At 73.6% G+C, this 15,825-nt stretch carries 14 protein-coding genes; 4 read left to right on the top strand and 10 right to left on the bottom strand.

Annotated features, from left to right (window positions below):
• Nucleotides 1-3: 3 nt before the first annotated feature.
• Nucleotides 4-1,404, top strand: a complete 1,401-nt coding sequence (locus AB0K37_RS07290) for a class II fumarate hydratase (protein WP_363976178.1) — start codon at nucleotides 4-6, stop codon at nucleotides 1,402-1,404.
• Between the two features lie 76 nt (nucleotides 1,405-1,480).
• On the opposite strand, the gene AB0K37_RS07285 is transcribed toward AB0K37_RS07290, so the two are convergent.
• The 5 genes from AB0K37_RS07285 to AB0K37_RS07265 all read right to left on the bottom strand — a co-directional run bounded on the left by AB0K37_RS07285 (nucleotide 1,481) and on the right by AB0K37_RS07265 (nucleotide 6,621).
• Nucleotides 1,481-2,347, bottom strand: coding sequence for a lytic transglycosylase domain-containing protein (locus AB0K37_RS07285; RefSeq protein ID WP_363976175.1), 867 nt, complete (start codon nucleotides 2,345-2,347; stop codon nucleotides 1,481-1,483).
• Between the two features lie 552 nt (nucleotides 2,348-2,899).
• Entirely contained in the window at nucleotides 2,900-4,360 is a 1,461-nt protein-coding gene (locus AB0K37_RS07280; protein WP_363976172.1) for a PhoH family protein, read from the bottom strand.
• Nucleotides 4,361-4,438: 78 nt separating this feature from the next.
• Complete coding sequence (locus tag AB0K37_RS07275; protein ID WP_363976170.1) at nucleotides 4,439-5,263, bottom strand: isoprenyl transferase; 825 nt, start codon at nucleotides 5,261-5,263, stop codon at nucleotides 4,439-4,441.
• Nucleotides 5,264-5,418: 155 nt separating this feature from the next.
• The gene (locus AB0K37_RS07270; RefSeq protein WP_363976167.1) at nucleotides 5,419-5,976 is read right to left on the bottom strand and encodes a hypothetical protein; all 558 of its coding nucleotides are present in this window, start codon (nucleotides 5,974-5,976) and stop codon (nucleotides 5,419-5,421) included.
• A 123-nt stretch (nucleotides 5,977-6,099) separates the two neighbouring features.
• Nucleotides 6,100-6,621 (bottom strand): hypothetical protein, encoded by a 522-nt coding sequence (locus AB0K37_RS07265; protein ID WP_363976164.1) that lies wholly within the window; start codon nucleotides 6,619-6,621, stop codon nucleotides 6,100-6,102.
• A 116-nt stretch (nucleotides 6,622-6,737) separates the two neighbouring features.
• On the opposite strand from AB0K37_RS07265, the gene AB0K37_RS07260 reads away from it, so the two are divergent.
• Together AB0K37_RS07260 and AB0K37_RS07255 are read left to right on the top strand one after the other, a co-directional pair.
• Complete coding sequence (locus tag AB0K37_RS07260; RefSeq protein ID WP_363976161.1) at nucleotides 6,738-8,276, top strand: DHA2 family efflux MFS transporter permease subunit; 1,539 nt, start codon at nucleotides 6,738-6,740, stop codon at nucleotides 8,274-8,276.
• The gene (locus AB0K37_RS07255) at nucleotides 8,257-8,898 is read left to right on the top strand and encodes a TetR family transcriptional regulator (protein ID WP_363976158.1); all 642 of its coding nucleotides are present in this window, start codon (nucleotides 8,257-8,259) and stop codon (nucleotides 8,896-8,898) included. Before AB0K37_RS07260 ends, AB0K37_RS07255 begins: the two co-directional genes overlap by 20 nt.
• Nucleotides 8,899-8,920: 22 nt before the next feature.
• Here the strand turns inward: AB0K37_RS07255 and AB0K37_RS07250 are convergent, their stop codons facing one another.
• The 4 genes from AB0K37_RS07250 to AB0K37_RS07235 form a co-directional block, all read right to left on the bottom strand.
• A complete protein-coding gene (locus AB0K37_RS07250; RefSeq protein ID WP_363976155.1) occupies nucleotides 8,921-10,093 on the bottom strand; it encodes a C40 family peptidase in 1,173 nt (390 codons plus the stop codon).
• 210 nt (nucleotides 10,094-10,303) lie between these two features.
• Nucleotides 10,304-12,289, bottom strand: coding sequence for a thioredoxin domain-containing protein (locus AB0K37_RS07245; protein WP_363976152.1), 1,986 nt, complete (start codon nucleotides 12,287-12,289; stop codon nucleotides 10,304-10,306).
• Nucleotides 12,286-13,695 (bottom strand): NAD(P)/FAD-dependent oxidoreductase, encoded by a 1,410-nt coding sequence (locus AB0K37_RS07240; RefSeq protein WP_363976150.1) that lies wholly within the window; start codon nucleotides 13,693-13,695, stop codon nucleotides 12,286-12,288. The genes AB0K37_RS07245 and AB0K37_RS07240 overlap by 4 nt, the downstream gene beginning before the upstream one ends.
• A 24-nt stretch (nucleotides 13,696-13,719) precedes the next feature.
• A complete protein-coding gene (locus tag AB0K37_RS07235) occupies nucleotides 13,720-14,655 on the bottom strand; it encodes a ribonuclease Z (protein ID WP_363976147.1) in 936 nt (311 codons plus the stop codon).
• 79 nt (nucleotides 14,656-14,734) lie between these two features.
• Here AB0K37_RS07235 and AB0K37_RS07230 point away from each other — a divergent pair, with 79 nt between their 5' ends.
• Nucleotides 14,735-15,211, top strand: coding sequence for a pyridoxamine 5'-phosphate oxidase family protein (locus AB0K37_RS07230; RefSeq protein ID WP_363976144.1), 477 nt, complete (start codon nucleotides 14,735-14,737; stop codon nucleotides 15,209-15,211).
• A 13-nt stretch (nucleotides 15,212-15,224) separates the two neighbouring features.
• Here AB0K37_RS07230 and AB0K37_RS07225 read toward each other — a convergent pair whose 3' ends face one another.
• Nucleotides 15,225-15,788 (bottom strand): tetratricopeptide repeat protein, encoded by a 564-nt coding sequence (locus AB0K37_RS07225; protein ID WP_363976141.1) that lies wholly within the window; start codon nucleotides 15,786-15,788, stop codon nucleotides 15,225-15,227.
• Nucleotides 15,789-15,825: the final 37 nt, after the last annotated feature.

Here is a 15,825-nt window from a genome sequence, read left to right as displayed (position 1 = left end):
TCCATGGGCGAGCAGGAGTTCCGGGTCGAGCACGACTCGATGGGCGAGGTCCGGGTGCCGGCCGCGGCCAAGTGGCGGGCCCAGACGCAGCGCGCGGTGGAGAACTTCCCGATCTCCGGACGGACGCTGGAGCCCGCGCACATCGCCGCGCTCGGCCAGATCAAGGCCGCCGCGGCGGTCGTCAACGCCGAACTGGGGGTCCTCGACGAGGACCTCGCCGGCGCCGTCGCCGAGGCCGCCCGCGAGGTCGCCGACGGGCGCTGGAACGACCAGTTCCCGATCGACGTGTTCCAGACCGGCTCGGGGACGTCGTCCAACATGAACGCCAACGAGGTCGTGGCGACGCTGGCGCAGGAGCGGCTCGGCCGCCCCGTCCATCCCAACGACCACGTGAACGCCTCCCAGTCGTCCAACGACGTGTTCCCCTCGTCCATCCACATCGCGGCCACCGGGGCCGTCGTGAACGAGCTGATCCCCGCGCTGCGGCATCTGGAGGCGGCGCTCGCCCGCAAGGCCGAGGAGTTCGCGACCGTCGTCAAGTCCGGCCGCACCCACCTGATGGACGCGACGCCGGTGACGCTCGGGCAGGAGTTCGGGGGGTACGCCGCGCAGGCCGGGCACGGCGTGGAGCGGCTGGAGGCCGTGCTGCCGCGGCTGGCGGAGCTCCCGCTCGGCGGGACGGCCGTCGGCACCGGCATCAACACCCCCGAGGGCTTCGCCGCCCGCGCCGTCGCCGAGATCGCGCGGGCCACCGGGCTGCCGCTCACCGAGGCCCGCGACCACTTCGAGGCGCAGGGCGCGCGCGACGGCCTGGTGGAGGCCAGCGGCGCGCTGCGCACGATCGCGGTGAGCCTCACCAAGATCGCCAACGATCTGCGCTGGATGGGGTCGGGGCCGCGGGCCGGGCTCGCCGAGATCCGGCTGCCCGACCTGCAGCCGGGCTCGTCGATCATGCCCGGGAAGGTCAACCCGGTGATCCCCGAGGCGGTGGCGCAGGTCGCCGCGCAGGTCATCGGCAACGACGCGGCGGTGGCGTTCGGCGGCGCGTCCGGCAGCTTCGAGCTGAACGTGATGCTGCCGATGCTGGCCCGCAACGTGCTGGAGTCGATCACTCTGCTGGCGAACGCGTCCCGGCTGCTGGCCGACCGCTGCGTGGACGGCGTCGAGGCCGACGAGGAGCGGATGCGCGAGTACGCCGAGTCCTCACCGTCGATCGTGACGCCGCTGAACCGCTACATCGGGTACGAGGAGGCCGCGAAGGTCGCCAAGCAGGCGCTCCGGGAGCGCCGGACGATCCGCGAGGTCGTGCTGGAGCGCGGTCACGTCGAGGCGGGCAGGCTGACCGTCGAGCAGCTGGACGAGGCGCTCGACGTGCTGCGGATGACCGGCGCGGCCCGCCGCTGAGGCGGGCGGCGCCCGCCCCGGACGCCTCTGCGCGTCCCAGGCGCCGCGCAGGGCGTCCGGGACGCGCCGGGCCGGATCAGTACCAGCCGACGGACTGCGAGTGCGACCACGCGCCGCACGGCGTGCCGTAGCGGTTCTTGATGTAGCCGAGCCCCCACTTGATCTGGGTGGTGGCGTTGTTCTGCCAGTCGGGACCGGCGCTGCCCATCTTGGAGCCGGGCAGGGCCTGCGGAATGCCGTACGCGCCCGACGAGGGGTTGGCCGCGTGGACGTTCCAGTGGCTTTCCTTGTTCCACAGGTTGACCAGGCAGCCGAACTGGCCGCTGCCGGTGAAGCCGTAGCTCGGCATCAGCCTCTTGGCGATCGCCTGCGCCTCGCCGGCGGGGACCGGGTCGCCCGTCGGGCCGCCCCCGCTGCCGCCGGTCTTCTTCTCCTCCGGCGTCTTGGTCGGGAGCGGCTTGCCCTTGGGGAGCAGGGAGGGGCCCTTCTTGCCCCCGTCCTGGCGCGTCGCGCGGGAGGCCCGCTCCAGCGCCAGCTTCTTGCGCTGCTGCTCCAGGACCTTCGGATCGATCTTCGGCACGGCGGCGTCGGCGAGCTGCCTGGTGGGCTCGACGGTCTGGGGGCCCTCGTCGCCGGAGCCGCCGGTCAGCGCGAACGCGGCGACCGCGCCGCCGCCGAGCAGGACGGCGGCGCCCGCGGCGACCACCGCGATCCGCACGCCGTTGCGCCCGCCGGAGGCCTCCTTGCGCCCGGCGGAACCGCCCTTGCGGGCGCCGGAACCGCCCTTGCGGCCGGCGCGGCGGGGTCCGCCCGGCCCGAAGGAGATCTCGTCGCCGGGGCCGCCGGTGGAGACGCCGGTGCGCAGCGGCTCCTGGAGGGGCTGGAGTCCGAGCGTGTCCCCCGCGGGGACGCCCGCGCGGGGGCCGGTGCCGGCGACGCGCACGTCGTCCTCGTGCGGCGCCTCGGGCCCCTCGGCGGAGGGGCCGGGCGGCTGCGCCGGGCCGGAGCTCTGTCGATCGTCTCGCCTAGGGGACCCGGAACGGTCTCCGAACAAGGCGGTCCTTCCGACGGTCGCACGCGCATGGACACGCGCACGAACTGTTTTCCACCCCGGTCCGGGACTGCCGCCGGTGCTCCGGCGGCCTCGGACCCGGGACGGCGCCCCGCCCGCCGCGCGCGTCGATGGGGGGCGCGCTCCGGGCCGGCACCGCTCTGGGGGTGCTTACGGGGAGACACAATGCCCCAGGCCGAGGGCTGCTTCGCAACCAAAACGAGACGAATGCGGCTGATAGGACGGTTGTCAACCCAGCCCAGCAAGTGCCGAAAACAGGGACGGACCTGCGATTCTCCCCTCAGATCAGAGGGAGTGTGACCTTCGCCACATTCCTACCCTGCGGGGTTTAATGATCACCGTCCGTAGGAATGCCGACGGCGTTCTGAGACGCGAGGACCCCGGCGGCCGTCACCGGTCCGCCGGGGTCCTCTCTCGTCCGGGTCAGACCCCGACGTCGCCGAGCATGTCGGTCACGAGCGCCGCGATCGGCGAGCGCTCCGACCTGGTCAGCGTCACGTGCGCGAACAGCGGGTGGCCCTTCAGGCGCTCCACCACGGCCGCGACGCCGTCGTGCCTGCCGACGCGCAGGTTGTCGCGCTGCGCCACGTCGTGGGTCAGCACGACCCGCGACCCAGCGCCGATCCGCGACAGGACGGTGAGCAGCACGCCGCGCTCCAGCGACTGCGCCTCGTCCACGATCACGAACGCGTCGTGCAGCGACCGGCCCCGGATGTGGGTGAGCGGCAGGACCTCCAACATGTCACGGTCCACCACCTCGTCCACGACCTCCGGCGTCGTCACCGCCGAGAGGGTGTCGTAGACCGCCTGCGCCCACGGCGACATCTTCTCGCCCTCCGAGCCCGGCAGGTAACCGAGCTCCTGGCCGCCGACCGCGTACAGGGGGCGGAACACCACGACCTTGCGGTGCCGCCGCCGCTCCAGCACGGCCTCCAGCCCCGCGCAGAGGGCGAGCGCCGACTTGCCGGTGCCGGCCCGCCCGCCGAGCGAGACGATGCCGACCTCCTCGTCCATCAGCAGGTCCAGAGCGATCCGCTGCTCGGCGGACCGCCCGCGCAGCCCGAACACCTCGCGGTCGCCGCGCACCAGCCGCACCGACTTGTCCGGCTGGACGCGGCCGAGGGCCGAGCCGCGCTCGGACAGCAGCCGCAGCCCCGTGTGGCAGGGCAGGTCCCGCGCCTCCTCCAGATCGGCGCTCCCCGACTCGTACAGCTCCTCGACGGCCCCGGCGGTGACCTCCAGCTCGCGCATCCCGGTCCAGCCGGACTCCACGACGGCCAGCTCCGCGCGGTACTCCTCGGCGGCGAGCCCCACCGCGGACGCCTTCACCCGCATCGGCAGGTCCTTGGAGACCAGCACGACGTCGCGTCCCTCACGGGCCAGCCAGGCGGCCACCGACAGGATCCGGGTGTCGTTGTCGCCGAGCCGGAACCCGTCCGGCAGGACGCTCGGGTCGGCGTGGTTCAGCTCGACGCGGAGCGTTCCGCCCTGGTCGCCGAGCGTCCCCTCGACCGAGACGGGCTCGTCCAGCCGGCCGTGCCGCAGGCGCAGGTCGTCCAGCGTGCGCAGCGCCTGCCGGGCGAAGTAGCCGAGCTCGGGGTGGTGCCGCTTGGCCTCCAGTTCGGAGATGACGACGATGGGGAGTACGACCTCGTGCTCGGCGAACCGCGTCATCGCCCCCGGATCGGCGAGCAGCACGCTGGTGTCGAGGACGTACGTGCGCCGGTCCGGTTCTCTGCCGGGAGCGGCGCCCCCGCGGTCTCCAGAGGTCTCCGGTTCATTGTGGGGGGACGACCCCCCACTCCCCCCGGAGATACCGGGAACGGAGGTCCCGGACGGGATCCCGGCGGACGTGCCGGGACGGCGCGCGGAGGTTGTGGCCACTCGATCTCCCTGGATATGGGGGAACTGCCGGTGGCGCGCAGGTCCGCCCGCGCACGGGCGGTGGTCCTCAGGGGACGGTCAGGTACCGTAGCGCCGGTGCCGCGCGGCATAGGAGCGGATGGCCCGGAGGAAGTCCACCTTGCGGAAGTCCGGCCAATGGACCTCGCAGAAGTAGAACTCCGAATGGGCGCTCTGCCAGAGCATGAAGCCGGAGAGACGCTGCTCCCCCGAGGTGCGGATGACCAGGTCCGGATCCGGCTGGCCGCGCGTATAGAGATGCTCCGCGATGTGCTCCACGTCGAGGACCTCGGCGAGTTCCTCGATGCTGGTGCCACGACTCGCCTGCTCGATGAGCAGAGAGCGCACCGCATCAGCGATCTCACGCCTACCTCCATACCCAACCGCGACGTTCACAATCAGGCCGGGTGCGCTCGATGTGGCCTCTCCCGCATCTTTCAGAACGCGGGCCGTCTTATCGGGCAGCAGGTCGAGGGCGCCGACGGGCTTGACGTGCCAGCCGTCGGCGGCGAGCTTGCGGACGGTGTTCTCGATGATCGCCAGCAGCGGTTCCAGCTCGGCGGCGGGCCGGTTGAGGTTGTCGGTCGACAGCAGCCACAGCGTGACGTGCTCGACGCCGGCCTCGGCGCTCCACTGGAGCAGCTCGGAGATCTTCTGGGCGCCGCGCTGGTGTCCGGTGTTGACGTCGGCCAGCCCCATCGACCTGGCCCAACGCCGGTTGCCGTCCAGGATCACGCCGACGTGCCGGGGGGTGACGTCGGTGGGCAGCTCGGCCTCGACGCGCCGCTCGTACATCCGGTAGACGGCGTCGCGGACGGCCGCGTACGGGCCGCTGCGGCGGAGGGCCGAGATCAGCCGCCCTCCCTCGGAGGGGCGCCGGCGCACGCCGTCCCTCCGCGCGCCGCGCGGCCTCCTGGTGCGCGGCTCTCCCGTACGCCGAACCCGCATATGGGCTTCCCTTCGAGCGACCGACCCTGGCGGAAAGTCGCTCAATTATGGCCCGACGGCGACACTTCTCCCACCGGCCCCGTGAGGCCAGGCTAACGCGCGGGAGGCGCCTGGCGGGGCGGATGGCCTGCTCTGGCCCGGTCCGCCTCCGCGAGCAGGTCGGCGAGAAAACGCGCCAGTTCGGCCGATGTGAGGACGGCGCGCACGCCGCGCCCGCTCGCCCCCCACGCCTCGATCACGGCGCGCCGCGCGACCCGCCACCGCCCCGCCGCGGACTGCTGGCGGCCGACCCACATCGAGGACGTGCGCAGGGAGCACCGCAGCTCGCCGGTGCTGATCACGTCGCCGCGGTCGCGGTACCGGAACGCGAACAGCTCGGGCTCGCGGGCGGTGTCGCCGGGGACGGGGTCGGGGAAGCGGTCGTCGGGGTCGGGCCAGCGCGCCGCCTGCGGGGACCCGTCGGCCCGCGCGGCGGCGACCCGGGCGGCGAGACCGGCCAGGAAGTAGCCGCAGCGCTCCCCCACCGCCCCGAACGAGTCGCCGTCCCGCCACAGTTCGAGCGTGACCTCGAACGGGGTGCCGCCGCGGTCGAGGGAGGCGATCGGGACCACCGCGAGCGCGGACCCGTCCAGGCAGCGCAGCCCCAGCATCCCGTGCACCTCCCGCCCGTCCGGCCCGCTATCCAGGCACAGTAGAGGAGGTCGGCACCATGATCACACCTAGTGATCATTCGGATCGGGTAATGGCCGCGCCGGTCCCGCCCGGCCGGACGGTCAGGCCCGCGGGCCCGCGGCGCGGGCGCGCTCGACGTGCTGCAGGGCGCTGCGCAGCTCCGACAGCCACTCGTCGGTGTTCTTGCCGACGAGCCTTACGCACCAGGCGAGCGCGTCGCTGCGGCTGCGGGCGACTCCGGCGTCCACGAGCGTGTCGAGGACGCGGCGCTCGGGCTGCCGCAGCCGCGTCATCACCGGCACCGACAGGGTGGTGAACATCTCCCGCTCGCCGTCGCACTCCACGCCCCAGGAGACCTTGCGGCCGAAGCGCTGCTCGGCCTCCCGGGCGATGGCGATCCGCCGGTCGCGGGTGTCGTCGCGGAAGCGCTGGACGTGCCCGGCGACGACGCCCGCGCGCTCGGCGCCGGACGCCTCGGCCGCCGCGGCCGGGACGGGCAGCGTGCCGACGACCGCGACCTCCTCGCGGTCGACGACGACCTCGGGCGCGCCCTCGAACCACTCCTCGGGGAGCCGTCCGGTGAACCAGCCGCGCAGCTGCTCCACCGCTTCACTCGTATTCATGTAATCAAAATTACATCGCTCCTCGGCGGATGCGCCAGCCTCCGCATCGATTGACAACGACCCCCATTTGATAGTTACTTTCATTTTAGAGCGACAGTCATTCGGAGGTGGCGGTCATGACGGTGGGGCACACGCGGCGCTGGCTGGGGTTGGGTGCTTTGGCGCTGAGCATGCTGGCGCTCGGGTTCGACATGACGATCCTCAACGTGGCGCTGACCACGCTGTCGGAGGAGCTGCACGCGGGCACCAGCGCACTGCAGTGGATCGTGGACTCCTACCTGCTGGTTTTCGGGGCGCTGCTGCTCCCGGCCGGGCTGCTCGGCGACCGGTTCGGCCGCAAGTGGCTGCTGGTGGCCGGCCTCGCCGTCTTCGGCGCCGCCTCGCTCGCCGGGGCGTTCGCGGACGGCTCCGGCGGCGTCGTCGCGGCCCGGGCGTTCATGGGGCTCGGCGCGGCGATCGTGACGCCGCTGTCCATGTCGATGCTGCCCGCGATCTTCCCGCCGGAGGAGCGCACCCGCGCCGTCGCGGTCTGGTCGTCGGCGATGGCGCTCGGGCTGCCGCTCGGACCGCTGCTCGGCGGCTGGCTGCTGGAGAACTTCTGGTGGGGGTCGGTCTTCCTCGTCAACGTGCCGCTCGTGCTCGTCGGCGGCGTCGCGGTGGCGCTGCTGCTGCCCGAGACGCGGGACCCGTCCGCGCCGCGGATCGACGCGGCCGGTTCGCTGCTGTCGGCGGCCGGCGTGGTCGCGCTCGTGTACGGGGTCATCGAGGCCCCGGTGCGGGGCTGGGGCGACGCGGTGGTGCTGGCGTCGTTCGCGGCCGCGGCCGTCCTGCTGGCCGGGTTCGTCCTGTGGGAGCGGCGGGCCGCCGCGCCCATGATGGACATGGCGCTGTTCCGCGACCCCCGCTTCACCTGGGCGGTGGTCGCCGCCGTCACCGCGAACCTGATGATGGCGGGGGCGCTGTTCGTCCTCCCGCAGTATCTGGAGGCCGTCCAGGGCAACGACGTGTTCGGCACCGGGCTGCGGCTGACGCCGATGCTGCTCGGCCTGCTCGCCGGCGGAATCGTCACCGACCGTGTCGCGCACCGGGCCGGGCACAAGCCGATCCTCGTCACCGGACTGCTCGTGCTCGCGGCCGGCTTCGGGTGGGGCGCGCTCACCGGGCCTGGCGACGCCTACTCCGCGACCGTCCCGTGGCTGCTCGTCCTCGGCCTCGGCTGCGGCCTGACGCTCGTCCCGGCGATGGACGCGGTCCTCGCCGCCCTGCCCGCCGCCCGGGCGGGACGCGGCTCGGGCCTCGTCCAGACGCTGCGCCAGACGGCCGGGACGCTCGGCGTCGCGGGGCTCGGCAGCCTGCTGTCGGCGCTCTACCGGGACCGCGTGCCCACCGGCGGGCTGCCGCCCGAGTCGGCGGGCACGGCGCGCGACTCCATCGGCGGCGCCGTCGCCGTCGCCGGACGGCTGGGCGACGCCGGCCTGCTCGCCTCGGCCCGCGGCGCCTACGTCCACGGCATGGACGCGGTGTTCGCCGCGTGCGGCGCCGCCGCGGTCGCGGCGGCCCTGCTCCTGTGGCTCTTCCAGCCCGGCCGGGTCCGGGAGGATGCGGCCCCCTCCGCCGATGCACGAGAATCGGGGCATGAGCACGCCGTCCCGTGAGCACGCCGTCGACCGGCTGGAGGACCGGCTCTCCCGGCTGCCGCTGCGGGAGCGCAAGAAGCTGCGGACGCGCCGGGCGATCCAGGACCACGCCCTCCGCCTGTTCGGCGAGCGGGGCTACGACGAGACGACCGTGGAGCAGATCGCGGCGGCGGCCGAGATCTCGCCGAGCACGTTCTTCCGCTACTTCCCCACCAAGGAGGACGTGGTCGTCACCGACGAGTACGACCCGATCATGGCGGAGGTCATGCGGGGCCAGCCGGCCGGGCTGCCCCCCATCGAGGCGCTGCGCGCCACGCTCCGCGAGATGCTCCCGCTGATGTACGAGACCGACCTGGACGTGGTCAACGCCCGGCTGCGGCTCACCTCCCAGGTCCCGGCGCTGCGCGCCCGCACGTTCGAGGCGCTCCGCGAGGGCACGTTCGCCATGCTGACCGATGTCGTCGGCCACCGGACCGGGCGGCGCCCCGACGACCCGGACGTGGAGACGTTCGCCTGGGCCGTCCTCGGCGTGCTCCAGGCGGCCATGTACCAGTGGATGGACGGGCGCGCGACGACCGAGGAGCTTCCCGAGCTCGTCGACCGCAACCTGGAGTTCCTGGCCCGCGGCTGCCCGCTGTGACCCGGCGCCCGCGCCGGGCGGGTCAGCGCGCCAGCGCGGCGGCCGTCTTCGGGCTGACGCGGACGGCGCCGCGCATGTTGCGGGTGTAGACGTTCTGGATCTGCACCACCGTGCCCGTCCGCGGGGCGGCCAGCATCTTGCCCTGGCCCAGGTAGAGGGCGATGTGCGAGATGTAGCCGGGAGCGGTCGGGTCGTTGGCCCAGATGAGCATGTCGCCCGGCTCGGCCTTGCTGTAGGGGACGACCCAGCCGGCGCGGGCCTGGTCGGCGGCGACGCGCGGGAGCCGGATGCCCGCCTTGGCGAACGCGTACTGCATCAGGCCGGAGCAGTCGTAGCCGCCCTCGGCCTCGGACTCGCCGCCCCACACGTACGGCCAGCCGAGCCGGGTGTAGGCCGCCTTGATCACCGTCCGGACCTGGCCGGCCGTCATGACCTGGCCGTTGGCGGCCGGCACGTTCCCGGACTTCGGGAAGTCGATCTCCGGGTTGACCGCGACGGCCCTGGCGCCCTTCGGCAGCGCCTTGCGCAGCTTCTTGATGAACGTCTTCGGCGCCGTCTTCGGGACGCTGACCAGCATCGCGTTGCCGGTCGGCAGCCCGAGGGCCTGCGCGGTGGCGTGCGAGACGACCGCGTCGACGTCGCTGATGCCCATCGTCGCGTACGCGCCCACCCGCAGCTGCGACTGGTGCTGCCTGCCGCCGACGGGCACCTGGCTGCCGAGCTTGACGCCGCCGTCGCTGCCCATCGTGAAGGAGATGGCGACGTCGCCGGAGGCGACGTTGCGCCAGAGCGCGTCCGACTTGGCGGTCGGCTTCGGCGTGTAGTTGCGGAACGTGGACGGGTCGACGCCCATCAGCCCCACGCGCTTGCCGGCGACCATGCCCTGCACGGCGTCGACGACCTCGACGCCCTTCACGCCCTTGGCGCCGCGGACCTTCTGGACGAAGTCGGCCGGAAGGGTGGACGGCGCCGCGACGAGGACGTGCGGGACGAGCCGCTTGCCGAGCGGCGCGACCGCCGCGGGCGACAGGCCGGTGCTGCCGGACGCGGCCACGAACCGGGCGCGCTGCTCGCCGCGCGGCGCGTCCGCCGGGCCGTCGTCGCGCGCGACGAGGACGGCGGTGTTGGCGGCGAGCGTCGTCAGCACGGAGACGCCGATGATCGTCGGTAGCACCCGGCGGTTCGGCTTTCCCACTGCCACGCTCCCTCGATGGTCGCCCTGCGCCGGCTCCTGACCGTGCACCGGACACGACTATGACCCAGATGGTCGGCCATCGTCCAGATACCCGGGGGGCCTGATGACACCCTCGGCCGCTCCACCTCGTTAGGTCAGGAACGCCCCAGTTACTCAGTAGTAACAGCCCGGCCAGCTGAGATCAAGGTCACGTTCCCATAAAGTGGATCGTCAGTCCAATTGCCCACGTAGTTCGCGGTTCAGCTCGGCCTGGGTCGTCACGGGCAGCCGGCAGACGAACCCCCGGCAGACGTACGCCGCGGGCTCCCCCTCCACCAGGCCCCGCCCCTCCAGCAGGGGCACGCCCTCGGCGTCCGGCGGGCCGGCGCTGACCACCGCGCCCGGGGCCACCGCCATGAGGGCCGTCCGGTGCAGCGCGCGGGTGCGCGCGTCGTCCGGATCGCCGATCACCGCGATCTCGACCGGACCGGTCGCGAGGGCCTCGGCCACGGCGAGGCCCCAGCCCGCGAACCGCGCGTGCTTGTCCGCCAGCGCCCCGGCGGGCGCCAGCGCGTCCTGCGCCGCCTGCCGGTGCCAGTCCGACCCGGTCAGCGCGGCGAACGACAGCAGCGCCCCCGCCGCCGCGAACTGCCCCGACGGCGTCGCGTTGTCGGTCGGGTCCTGCGGTCGCCGGAACAGCCGCTCGGCGTCGTCGGCCGTGTCGTAGAAGCCGCCGGACCCGTCGGCGAACCGTTCGAGGACGGTGTTCAGCAGCTCACCGGCCAGCCGCACGTGGCGGGGGTCGCCGGTGACGGCGTGCAGGGCGAGCAGGCCCTCGGCCACGTCGGCGTAGTCCTCCAGGACGCCGGCGTTCGCGCCCGCCGTCCCGTCCTTGGACGTGCGCGCCAGCCGGCCGTCCCGCAGATGGACCTCCACCAGCAGGCGCGCGACCTCCTCGGCCGCCCGGACCAGGTCCGGCCGGTCGAACAGCGCGCCGCACTCCGCCAGCGCCGCGACGGCGAGCCCGTTCCACGCCGCCACCACCTTGTCGTCCCGGGCCGGCGGGATCCGCTGCGCGCGCGCCGCGAGCAACGCGGTGCGCACGCGCTCGTACCGCCCGGCGTCCTCGGGATCGCTCAGGAGCTGGAGGACGGAGGCGCCGTGCTCGAACGTCCCCGTCACCTCGAACAGGGTCTCCGCGAACGCGCCGTCCTCGTCTCCGAGGACCTCCCGCAGCTGCTCGGGCGTCCACACGTAGTACCTGCCCTCGACGCCCTCGCTGTCGGCGTCCAGCGCCGAGGCGAGGCCGCCCTGGTCGGTGCGCAGGTCGCGCAGCATCCAGTCGCAGGTCTCCAGCGCGACCCGCCGCGCGAACGGCGTCCCCGTCAGCCGCCACCAGTGCGCGTAGACGCGGGCCAGCAGAGCGTTGTCGTAGAGCATCTTCTCGAAGTGCGGCACGATCCACCGCGCGTCCACCGAGTACCGCGCGAACCCGCCGCCGAGCTGGTCGTACATCCCGCCGCGGGCCATCGCCTCCAGCGTGCGGGACGCCATCGCCAGCGACTCGTCGTCGCCCGTGCGCGCGTGGTGGCGCAGCAGGAACTCCAGCGCCATCGACGGCGGGAACTTCGGGGCGCCGCCGAACCCGCCGCGCACCGCGTCGTAGGAGCCCGCGAGCACCTTCACCGCGTGCGCGAGCACCGCGTCGCCGGGCGCCTCCGTCCCGGCGAGGCCCGACCCGCGCGAGGTCAGGGCCTCCACGACCTGCTGGCCCTGCTGGGCGACGTCGGCGCGCTGCTCCGTCCACGCCTTGTGGACGGCCTGGAGCAGCGCCCGGAACTGCGCCCGCGGGAAGTACGTCCCGCAGTAGAACGGATGCCCCTCCGGAGTCATGAACACCGTCATCGGCCAGCCGCCCTGGCCCGTCATGGCCTGGGTCGCCTCCATGTAGACGGCGTCGATGTCCGGGCGCTCCTCCCGGTCGACCTTGATGTTCACGAACAGCTCGTTCATCGCCCGCGCCGTCTCGCCGTCCTCGAAGGACTCGTGCGCCATGACATGGCACCAGTGGCAGGCGGCGTATCCGACGGAGAGCAGGACGGGGACGTCGCGCCGCCGCGCCTCGGCGAACGCCTCCCCGGTCCACTCCCACCACTCCACCGGGTTGCCGGCGTGCTGGAGCAGGTACGGGCTGGTCGCGTCCTTGAGCCGGTTCATGCCCCCGATCCTGCCCGATCCGGCCGCCGCCTCACTCCCCCTCGCGCCTGCGCGGCGAGATCGGCGAGGGCGGACTCGACGGTGCGGTGGAAGGTGGGATAGGCGTAGATCATCTCGCGGAGGGCGGCGGTGGGGGTCTCGGTGTGGACGGCCACGGCCAGGAAGCCGAGGACCTCCCCTCCGGACGGCCCCGCGGCGGTGGCGCCGACCAGGGTGCCCCACTCGACGTCCTCGACCAGCTTGACGAAGCCGTCGTTGCCGGCCTTGTGGATCCAGCCGCGGGTCGACTCGGCGATCGGCACGACGGCCGTGCGGACGGGGAGGTTCTGGTCGCGGGCCTGGGCCTCGGTGAGGCCGACGGACGCGATCTCGGGGTCGGTGAAGGTGACGCGCGGCACGGCGCGGTAGGCGGCGGGCGGCCCCTCCTCCCCGAGGAGGTCCCGGACCGCCACGGCCGCCTGGTACATCGAGACGTGCGTGAACGCGCCCATGCCGGTGATGTCGCCGATCGCCCACACGCCGTCGGCCGCGCGCATGCGGCCGTCCACGGCGATCCGGCGGGCGTTCTCGTCCAGGCCGACGGCGCCGAGGCCGAGCCCCCGGAGGTTGGGGCGGCGCCCGGTCGCGACGAGGAGGCGGTCGGCGCTGAGCGTCTCGTCGCCGAGGTGCATCGTGAACTCGGACCCGTCGTGGGTGACGCGGGTGACGTTCACGCCGGTGCGCACGCCGATGCCCTCGCGTTCGAAGACCTCGCGCAGCAGGGCGCCGGACTCCGGCTCGTCGTTGACGAGGAGGCGGTCGGCCGCCTCGACGACCGTGACGCGGCTGTCGAAGCGGGAGAAGACCTGTGCCGTCTCGACGCCGACCACGCCGCCGCCGAGGACGAGGAGCGATTCGGGGACCTCCGTCGCCTGGACGGCCTCGCGGTTCGTCCAGTACGGGGTGCCGGCGAGGCCGTCCACGGGCGGGGCCGTGGGCGAGGTGCCGGTGTTGAGCACGATGCCGCGCCGGGCGTTGAAGACCTGGTCGCCCACGGTCACCTCGCGGGGACCGGTGATGCGGCCCTGGCCGCGCACCAGCCGCACGCCCTTGCCGGTGAGCCGGTCGGCGGCGGCCGTGTCGTCCCACCCGTCGGTCGCCTCGTCGCGGATCCGGGCGGCCACCGGCCCCCAGTCGGGCCGGACGGACGCCCCGCCCGCCATGCCGGGGACGCGCCCGGCCTCGGCGACCAGCCCGGCGGCGCGCACCATCATCTTGGTGGGGACGCAGGCGTAGAAGGGGCACTCCCCTCCGACCAGCCGCGACTCGACGCCGACGACCGACAGGCCCGCCTCGGCGAGCCTGCCCGCGGCGTCCTCGCCGCCGGGCCCGAGACCGATCACCACGACATCGACTTCGTCAGCCATGCCCTGGGTCCTGCCCACCTTCCGTCAGGTCAGACGGCGCGGCGGCAGCGGGATCCGGTCCAGATCGTGGACGAGGGTGATGTCGCCGCCGAACGCGGCGGACGCCTCGTCGGTGAAGCGGTGCTCGTCGGCGGCGGGGTAGCGCTCGGAGAAGTGGGTCAGGACGAGCCGCCCCACGCCCGCCTCCGCCGCCACCGCGCCCGCCTGGGCGGCGGTCAGGTGCCCGTACTCGGCGGCCAGGGCCGCGTCCTCGCCCAGGAAGGTGGACTCGATGACGAGCATGTCCACTCCGGCGGCCAGTTCGCGGACGCCGTCGCAGAGCCGGGTGTCCATGACGAACGCGACCTTCTGCCCGGGCCGGGTCACGCTGCACTCGGCCAGCGCGACCGTGCGGCCGGCGGGCGTCGTGACGCGCCCCTCCTCCTGGAGGCGGCGGATCAGCGGCCCCCTGACGCCGCGCGCGGCGAGCTCGTCCGGCAGCATCGTCACGCCGTCGGGCTCCTCCAGCCGGTACCCGTACGCCTCGACGGGGTGGGACAGCCGCCGTGCGACCAGGCTGAACGGGGCGTCGCCGGTGTCGAGTTCCGTCCGCTCGCCGGACACCGGCCGCTCGCGGATGACGTCGGTGTCGCGGAACGCGGCCGCGTTCCGCAGGCGCTCCCAGTAGGGTCGGCCGCTCGCCGGGAACGCCGCGTTCACCGGGTGCGCGACGCCGTCGCGGGCGATGCGCTGGACGATCCCCGGCACCCCGAGGCAGTGGTCGCCGTGGAAGTGCGTCACGCAGATCCAGGTCACGTCGTTCGCGGAGAGCCCCGCGTGCGTCATCTGGCGCTGCGTCCCCTCCCCCGGATCGAACAGGACGCCGTGCCCGTCCCAGCGAAGCAGGTAGCCGTTGTGGTTCCGGGACCGGGTGGGCACCGCGCTGGCGGAGCCGAGGACGGTGAGATCGCGAACGGACATGCCCCCATGGTGCCGGTCGGAGGGCCGGGCAAGCGCTTGGTTATTCTGTGCGCGATGCAGACGACCTGGGGAGGCCCCGTTGGCCGGTAGCAAGCGCGACAAGATCAAGATGACGCCCGAGGAGGTGGCCGCCTACCTGGCCGCCAACTTCAAGGTGCAGGTCGCGACCGTCGGCAAGGACGGCGAGCCCCATCTGGTGACGATGTTCTACACGCTGTACGAGGGCAGGATCGCCTTCACCACGTACAAGTCCTCGCAGAAAGTGATCAACCTGCGCCGCAATCCGGTCATGACATGCCTGGTCGAGGACGGCGTGGAGTACAACGAACTGCGCGGCGTCGCCCTGTACGGCCGGGGCCTGGTCATCGAGGACCCCGAGCCGCGGTCCAAGGTCGGCATGGTCGTCGGCTCCCGGATGGCTGGCCTGCCCGTCCCGGAGCTGGGCGAGCCCGTCGACCCGGTCATCGCCGAGGGCATCGAGCAGGCGCTGGCCAAGCGCGTCCTCATCGTCATGGAGCCCGACCGGGTCGTGAGCTGGGACCACCGCAAGGTGTAGGGCCCGGCCGGGGTCAGGCCGGGCGGACCAGCTCCGCCGCGCGGTCGAGGGCGGCGCGTTCGGCCGCGTCGTCGCCGCGGAGGCGGGCGGCGTCGGCGATGTGGACGAACATCGCGGCCTGCCCGCCGACCGCGCCCAGCCTGCGCAGGATCTCCAGGGCCTGGCCGAAGAAGTTGACGGCCGCGACGGGACGGTTCGCGCGCAGGTAGGCCTCGCCGAGGCTCTCCAGCGCGCGGGCGCGGGCGTGCTCGTCCGGCTCCGGCAGGGCGGCGAACTCGTCCGGCAGCGGGCCGAGCAGCCCGATCGCGCGGTCGAGGTCGCCGCCGCCGATCAGCGCCCGGGCGAGGTCGTGGCGCGCCGCCAGCACCGCGTGGAGGTCGCCGCCCCGCTCGGCGAGGCGCAGGGCCTCCTCCAGCGTCTCGGCCGCCTCCGCCCAGCGTTCCCGCTCCAGCAGGACCAGCCCCTCGGCCTCCACCTCCCCCTCGCCGGAGGTCGTTCCGGCGAGATGGCGGTCGAGGGCGCGGCGCAGCTCCGCGGACGGGAGGTCGCGGTAGGAGTCATCGGCGTTCTCGCGCACGTCGAAGATCCTCCCCGGAGGAGGAGGCGCCCAACCG

The sequence above is a fragment of the Actinomadura sp. NPDC049753 genome (assembly GCF_040674655.1).
In the GTDB taxonomy this organism is placed as follows: Bacteria; Actinomycetota; Actinomycetes; order Streptosporangiales; family Streptosporangiaceae; genus Spirillospora; species Spirillospora verrucosospora.
Note: the sequence above shows the minus strand (reverse complement) of the source record. Positions and strands in the feature narration are given on the sequence as shown.